The sequence below is a fragment of the Pantoea sp. SJZ147 genome (genome assembly GCF_007828605.1).
Taxonomy (GTDB): domain Bacteria; phylum Pseudomonadota; class Gammaproteobacteria; order Enterobacterales; family Enterobacteriaceae; genus Pantoea; species Pantoea allii.
This window is the reverse complement of the sequence record NZ_VIVB01000002.1, coordinates 548,286-555,083: the sequence shown is the minus strand read 5'-3', so window position 1 is coordinate 555,083 and position 6,798 is coordinate 548,286. Positions and strand designations below refer to the sequence as shown.

General features: G+C 52.0%; 7 protein-coding genes. 6 read left to right on the top strand and 1 reads right to left on the bottom strand.

What is annotated here, in order from left to right; translation table 11 throughout:
• Positions 1 to 406: 406 nt before the first annotated feature.
• Complete coding sequence (gmhB, locus tag FBY13_RS05200; protein WP_145393655.1) at positions 407 to 967, bottom strand: D-glycero-beta-D-manno-heptose 1,7-bisphosphate 7-phosphatase; 561 nt, start codon at positions 965 to 967, stop codon at positions 407 to 409.
• A gap of 188 nt (positions 968 to 1,155) precedes the next feature.
• Here gmhB and metN point away from each other — a divergent pair, with 188 nt between their 5' ends.
• The 6 genes from metN (at position 1,156) to proS (ending at position 6,712) form a co-directional block, all read left to right on the top strand.
• A complete protein-coding gene (gene metN / locus FBY13_RS05195) occupies positions 1,156 to 2,187 on the top strand; it encodes a methionine ABC transporter ATP-binding protein MetN (RefSeq protein ID WP_145393654.1) in 1,032 nt (343 codons plus the stop codon).
• Complete coding sequence (locus FBY13_RS05190; protein WP_013024713.1) at positions 2,180 to 2,833, top strand: methionine ABC transporter permease MetI; 654 nt, start codon at positions 2,180 to 2,182, stop codon at positions 2,831 to 2,833. The genes metN and FBY13_RS05190 overlap by 8 nt, the downstream gene beginning before the upstream one ends.
• Before the next feature lie 29 nt (positions 2,834 to 2,862).
• Positions 2,863 to 3,678, top strand: coding sequence for a MetQ/NlpA family lipoprotein (locus FBY13_RS05185; protein ID WP_014592975.1), 816 nt, complete (start codon positions 2,863 to 2,865; stop codon positions 3,676 to 3,678).
• 126 nt (positions 3,679 to 3,804) lie between these two features.
• A complete protein-coding gene (gene rcsF / locus FBY13_RS05180; RefSeq protein WP_145393653.1) occupies positions 3,805 to 4,203 on the top strand; it encodes an Rcs stress response system protein RcsF in 399 nt (132 codons plus the stop codon).
• Positions 4,200 to 4,904 carry a tRNA (N6-threonylcarbamoyladenosine(37)-N6)-methyltransferase TrmO gene (tsaA, locus tag FBY13_RS05175; protein ID WP_145393652.1) on the top strand — a complete coding sequence of 235 codons (705 nt, stop codon included), beginning with the start codon at positions 4,200 to 4,202 and terminating at the stop codon, positions 4,902 to 4,904. Before rcsF ends, tsaA begins: the two co-directional genes overlap by 4 nt.
• An 89-nt stretch (positions 4,905 to 4,993) precedes the next feature.
• Positions 4,994 to 6,712 carry a proline--tRNA ligase gene (proS, locus tag FBY13_RS05170; RefSeq protein ID WP_063878493.1) on the top strand — a complete coding sequence of 573 codons (1,719 nt, stop codon included), beginning with the start codon at positions 4,994 to 4,996 and terminating at the stop codon, positions 6,710 to 6,712.
• The last annotated feature ends 86 nt before the right edge of the window (positions 6,713 to 6,798 follow it).

Here is a 6,798-nt window from a genome sequence, read left to right as displayed (position 1 = left end):
AAGTTTGATTTGCTGAAACCAGTTCAGCGGTGCTCATCTGTAAAACGTCATAATGAATTTCATTATGTGTTCACTCGTGAGACTTGATATTTTTTACGTCCGGAGACGCTGATATCAATCCTGCGAGTGCCCACACAGATTGTCTGATAAATTGTTAAAGAGCAGTGCGAACAGCGGGTTAACCGTCTGTCGCGAGGTGGCGTATATTACGCTTTCCTCCTTCAGAGTCAACCTCTTTTTCAGAAGTTTTTCTCCGGCGGCTCAGTTTCCTGAACCTCCCGACACCGCGTTCCGTAAGCCGTTGTGCCGTGTCAGTGGAGGCGCATTATAGGGAAGCTTTCACAGAGCGCAAGTGCAAATTTAAACTTTTTTGCTGTTCGTCTGAAATTTGCACAAAAGCGCTGTTTTACGCGTTTTTAATGCGCGAAGGCAGCTCGGCAAGACTCGCGATGACCCAGTCAGCCAGGGCCTCACCTTCAGCCGTAACCGGCTTACCGCTGCGCACTAATACTTTTTTACCTACGCCAGCGGCCTGAGCGGCCTGCATATCTTCCAGTTTGTCACCTACCATATAAGAAGCAGCCATATCGATGTGCAGCTCCTTTTGTGCTGACAGAAACATCCCTGGCTGAGGTTTACGGCAGTCACACTGCTGGCGAAATTCTTCAATCGTCGCATCGGGGAGATGCGGACAGAAATAGATACCATCAAGATCGATATCCCGATCGGCCAATGACCAGTCCATCCACTCGGTGAGCCGCATAAACTGATCTTCGCTAAACATACCGCGTGCAATGCCGGATTGGTTGGTTACGACCACCAGCGCAAAGCCCATCTTCTTTAACTGCTGTAATGCTTCAATGACGCCATCGATAAACTGGAAATTATCGATTTCATGGACATAGCCGTGATCAACATTGAGGGTGCCATCGCGATCGAGAAAAATGGCCGGGACTTGATTCGTCACGTAAAAACTCCTGCTATAAAAATTGCCGCTTAGTATCGCACGATTGCCATAAAAGGGAGAATGTCAGATTGAATCACTTCCATTGATTTAGACGTCTGGATGCCTTACCATCCATCCAGCTTATGCATGCTTTCATCTATGGAAGCACACCAGACCACGGACAATGCAAGACGATAATAAATAACGTAATGATTAAATTAGAAAATATCACCAAAGTGTTCCAGCAAGGTTCGCGTTCGATACAGGCGTTATCCAATGTCAGCCTGCATGTGCCTGCCGGACAAATCTATGGCGTCATCGGCGCATCCGGTGCCGGTAAAAGTACGCTCATTCGTTGCGTTAATCTGCTTGAACGCCCTACCTCAGGCCGGGTACTGGTTGATGGTGCGGATTTAACGGCGCTGAGTGAACGGCAGTTGACTCAGGCGCGTCGCCAGATTGGCATGATTTTTCAGCATTTTAACCTGATGAACTCCCGCACGGTATCTGGCAACGTTGCCCTGCCGTTAGAGCTGGGCAACCTCACCCGTGACGAGATTAAAAAGCGTGTGGCTGAACTGTTAGACCTGGTCGGTCTGGCTGATAAGCACGACGCCTGGCCAGCCAATCTTTCCGGTGGTCAGAAACAGCGTGTTGCCATTGCGCGTGCGCTGGCGAGCAACCCCAAGGTTCTGCTGTGCGATGAAGCCACCAGCGCGCTCGATCCAGCCACCACGCGTTCGATTCTTGAATTGCTCAAAGATATTAACCGTCGTCTCGGCCTGACCATTCTGTTGATTACGCATGAGATGGATGTCGTAAAGCGCATCTGCGATCAGGTCGCGGTGATCAGTCAAGGTGAGCTAATCGAAAAGGACAGCGTGAGCGAAGTCTTCTCGCATCCTAAAACGCCGCTGGCACAGCAGTTTATCCAGTCAACACTGCATCTGGATATTCCAGACGATTATCAACAGCGCCTGTCGCCTGAAGCCGGTCCTGAAAGCATGCCGTTGCTGCGTATGGAATTCACCGGGCAGTCCGTTGATGCACCTTTACTGTCTGAAGCCGCACGTCGTTTTAATATCAATAACAATATTATCAGTGCGCAGATGGATTACGCCGGCGGTGTGAAGTTCGGCATCATGCTGGCGGAAATTCACGGCAGTGAAAGTGATACACAAGCCGCTATTCAGTGGCTGCAAGAACATCATGTAAAAGTAGAGGTATTAGGTTATGTCTGAAGCGATGATTGCGTTGCTGGGGCGCGGCGTGTGGGAAACGTTGATGATGACCTTTGTCTCTGGCTTTTTCGGTTTCGTGCTGGGTTTACCGGTGGGCGTGCTGTTATACGTTACCCGTCCGGGGCAGATTCTTGAAAACAAAGGCTTGTACCGGGTGCTGTCGGCGCTGGTCAACATCTTCCGTTCTATTCCTTTTATTATCCTGCTGGTATGGATGATTCCGTTTACCCGCATTATTGTCGGCACCTCAATCGGTCTGCAGGCCGCCATCGTGCCGCTGACTGTGGGCGCAGCCCCGTTTATTGCCCGTATGGTTGAAAACGCGCTGTTGGAACTTCCGACCGGATTGATTGAAGCCTCGCGCGCAATGGGCGCAACGCCGATGCAAATCGTCCGTAAAGTCCTGCTGCCTGAAGCGCTGCCCGGCCTGGTCAATGCTGCCACCATCACGCTGATTACGCTGGTTGGCTACTCCGCAATGGGCGGCGCAGTAGGCGCGGGCGGCCTGGGCCAGATTGGCTACCAATATGGTTATATCGGATATAACGCCACGGTGATGAATACGGTATTAGTGTTATTAGTCGTTTTGGTGTATCTCATACAATTCTGTGGTGACCGCATCGTGCGTGCTGTGTCCCATAAATAAGCAAGCAATATCACTCTTAAGGAAAGGATATGTCTTTCAAATTTAAAAAAATTGCCGCTGTGGGTGCATTAATTGGCGCGATTGCGCTGGCAGGATGCGATCAAAAAGCTAAAGATCCAAACCACATTAAAGTGGGTGTGATCGTAGGCGCAGAGCAGCAGGTTGCAGAAGCTGCGGCCAAGGTTGCTAAAGACAAGTATGGCCTGGATGTTGAGCTGGTCACGTTTAACGACTACGTGCTGCCTAACGAAGCGTTGAGTAAAGGCGATATTGATGTGAACGCCTTCCAGCACAAACCGTATCTGGATCAACAAATCAAAGATCGCGGTTACAAGCTGGTATCCGTTGGTAATTCTTTTGTTTATCCGATTGCTGGCTACTCGAAAAAAATCAAATCACTTGATCAACTGCAGGATGGCGCACAGGTGGCGATTCCTAATGACCCAACCAATCTGGGTCGCTCGCTGCTTCTGCTGCAGAAAGTTGGCCTGATTAAGCTGAAAGACGGTGTGGGCCTGCTGCCAACCTCACTGGATATCGTTGAGAATCCAAAACACCTGAAAATTGTTGAGCTGGAAGCACCGCAGCTGCCACGTTCACTGGACGATCAGCAAATTGCGCTGGCGGTGATCAATACCACTTACGCCAGCCAGATTGGCCTGACGCCGGCGAAAGATGGCATCTTTGTTGAAGACAAAGACTCACCCTACGTCAACCTGATTGTGGCGCGTGAAGACAACAAAGACGCGGAAAACGTGAAGAAATTCGTTCAGGCTTATCAGTCTGACGAAGTTGCTGACGCCGCGAATAAAGTCTTTAACGGCGGCGCGGTTAAAGGCTGGTAATCCCGTCTGACATCTTCCCTCAGGGCGGCTTTTAGCCGCCCTTTCTGTTATTGCGCTTTGCTGACTTGTTATTTATCCGTGTCCTTGTTTCAATAACGCCACTTTTTGAAACTTGAGGATGTTGCCATGCGTTTTTTACCGCTCTGCTTGTTAGCATTGATGCTGACAGGGTGTGTTCGAGAGTACCACCCAATAAGCAGCGCACCTTCTCAGCCGCAGCAACCCAGCGAACCGACACGTAAGCCAACGTATCGACCCGCACCTGTTAAGGTTTATACCGACGCTGCCGATCTGGTGAGCAAACCCTTCCGCGATCTGGGCGAAGTGTCCGCTGAAGATTGCCAGGTAAGCAACCAGAGTTCGCCCCCCAATATCGCTACCGCACGTAAACGTATGCAAATCAAAGCGTCACAGATGAAAGCCAATGCTGTGCTGCTGCATAAATGTGAAATCGTCAGCAGCACGCAAGGCTGCTACCGTCAGGCTGTTTGTCAGGGATCGGCGCTGAAAGTCACCAGTCAATGAGTGAATTCGCCTTTGCGCAAATCGGCGTGATCCGTTCACCATGGAAAGAGAAGTTCGCCGTGCCGCGCCAGCCGGGGCTGGTTCAGGATGGCGGCGGCGAACTGCATCTTTTGCCGCCTTACAATCAGGCGGATGCGGTGCGCGGCCTGGAAGACTTCAGCCATCTCTGGATACTGTTCGTTTTTCATCAGACCATGGACGGTGGCTGGCGTCCTACTGTGCGACCGCCGCGCCTGGGCGGTAACGCCCGCATGGGCGTTTTTGCCACACGATCCACCTTTCGCCCCAACCCTGTTGGCATGTCGCTGGTTGAGCTCAAAGGCATTCGCTGCGAGAAACAACAGGTCATTCTGCAGTTGGGCAGTCTGGATTTGGTAGACGGTACACCGGTTGTCGATATCAAACCCTACCTGCCTTTTGCCGAAGCCCTGCCCCAGGCTCGTGCAGGTTTTGCCCAGTCCGCGCCGGAAAGCACCATGCCGGTCCGGTTTTCACCGCACGCCCAGCAGCAACTGCAACAACACGGCCGCTATCCCCATCTGGCGAGATTTATCAGCGAAGTACTCGCTCAGGATCCGCGGCCCGCTTACCGTAAAGGTGAAACCCAGGACCGGGAATATGCCGCCTGGCTACTGGAGTTTAATGTGCGCTGGCGCATTGATGAGGCAGGGACAGAAGTCGTGGCTATCGATCCGCGTTAAAACCCGCTTTTTAGCCAGTGATCTCACTGGTACACTAGCCGCCAGCAAATTTTTGTCTGTGAATTTCCGATCAACTGGAATCGTAATCAATGCGTACTACTCAATATCTGCTCTCTACTCAGAAAGAGACACCTTCTGACGCGGAAGTGATCAGCCATCAGCTGATGCTGCGTGCCGGAATGATCCGTAAACTGGCTTCGGGTTTATATACCTGGCTGCCAACCGGTCTGCGCGTATTAAAAAAAGTCGAAAACATCGTTCGTGAAGAAATGAACAACGCCGGTGCCATTGAGATTTCAATGCCTGTGGTCCAACCCGCAGACCTGTGGCAAGAGAGCGGGCGCTGGGAGCAGTACGGCCCAGAATTACTGCGTGTTGCGGATCGCCACGAGCGTCCGTTTGTGCTCGGCCCGACGCATGAAGAAGTGATTACCGATCTGATTCGCAATGAGCTGAGCTCATATAAGCAGCTGCCGCTGAATCTGTATCAAATCCAGACCAAATTCCGTGATGAAGTGCGCCCGCGCTTTGGCGTGATGCGTTCGCGTGAATTCATCATGAAAGATGCTTACTCTTTCCATACGACCCAGGAATCGCTGCAGGAAACCTATGACGCGATGTACCGCGCCTACAGCCAGATTTTCAGCCGTATGGGCCTGGATTTCCGCGCGGTGCAGGCTGATACCGGTTCGATTGGTGGAAGCGCATCTCACGAGTTCCAGGTACTGGCACAAAGTGGTGAAGATGATGTGATTTTCTCCACGGAGTCTGACTTCGCTGCCAACATTGAACTGGCTGAAGCCGTCGCGCCAGCTGGCGATCGTCCTGCGCCTGCAGAAGAGATGCGCCAGATCGATACGCCGAATGCCAAAACCATCGCAGAACTGGTGAGTCAGTTCCAGCTGCCGATTGAGAAAACCGTGAAAACCCTGATGGTTAAGGGCGCAGAAGAAAGCGGTCACGCATTGGTTGCGTTACTGGTTCGCGGCGATCACGAGCTGAATGAAATCAAGGCAGAAAAATCACCGCTTGTCGCTTCTCCCCTGACGTTCGCGACAGAAGACGAGATCCGCGCAGCGGTCGGTGCCGGTCCAGGCTCGCTCGGCCCGGTCGGGCTGAATATGCCGGTTATTGCCGACCGTACGGTGGCGAAGATGAGCGATTTCAGCGCCGGTGCCAACATTGATGGTAAACATTATTTCGGCATCAACTGGGAACGCGATCTTCCTATGGCGCAGGTGGCCGATATCCGCAATGTTGTGGAAGGCGACCTTAGCCCGGACGGCAAAGGCACATTGCAGATTAAACGCGGTATCGAAGTCGGCCATATTTTCCAGCTGGGCACCAAGTACTCCGAAGCGATGAAAGCCTCTGTACAGGGTGAGGATGGTCGTAACCAGGTCATGACCATGGGCTGTTACGGTATCGGTATTACCCGTGTCGTTGCGGCAGCCATCGAGCAAAACCATGACGATCGCGGCATCATCTGGCCTGCAGCACTGGCACCTTTTGAGGTGGCGATTCTGCCCATGAACATGCAGAAATCGTTCCGCGTGAAAGAGTTAGCAGAAGAGCTGTACAACACGCTGCGCGCCAAAGGCGTAGAAGTGATTTTGGACGATCGTAAAGAGCGTCCGGGTGTGATGTTTGCCGATATGGAACTGATTGGCGTACCGCACACCATCGTGATTGGCGACCGCAATCTTGATAACCACGAGATTGAGTATAAAGCCCGTCGTGCCGGTGAGAAACAGATGATCAAGCAGGATGAGATTGTCGGGTTCCTGCTTAACGCACTGAATAAGTAACGCCCTCAAAACGCCCCTTCATGGGGCGTTTTTATTCCCCGCTGAATAACGCCCTGCTCTGTCGCTTATTTACGCTTTCAGAACCC

Coding starts and splice junctions, on each gene's coding strand:
- metN (WP_145393654.1), top strand. CDS start 1,156: ATGATTAAATTAGAAAATATCACCAAAGTGTTCCAGCAAGGTTCGCGT.
- FBY13_RS05190 (WP_013024713.1), top strand. CDS start 2,180: ATGTCTGAAGCGATGATTGCGTTGCTGGGGCGCGGCGTGTGGGAAACG.
- FBY13_RS05185 (WP_014592975.1), top strand. CDS start 2,863: ATGTCTTTCAAATTTAAAAAAATTGCCGCTGTGGGTGCATTAATTGGC.
- rcsF (WP_145393653.1), top strand. CDS start 3,805: ATGCGTTTTTTACCGCTCTGCTTGTTAGCATTGATGCTGACAGGGTGT.
- tsaA (WP_145393652.1), top strand. CDS start 4,200: ATGAGTGAATTCGCCTTTGCGCAAATCGGCGTGATCCGTTCACCATGG.
- proS (WP_063878493.1), top strand. CDS start 4,994: ATGCGTACTACTCAATATCTGCTCTCTACTCAGAAAGAGACACCTTCT.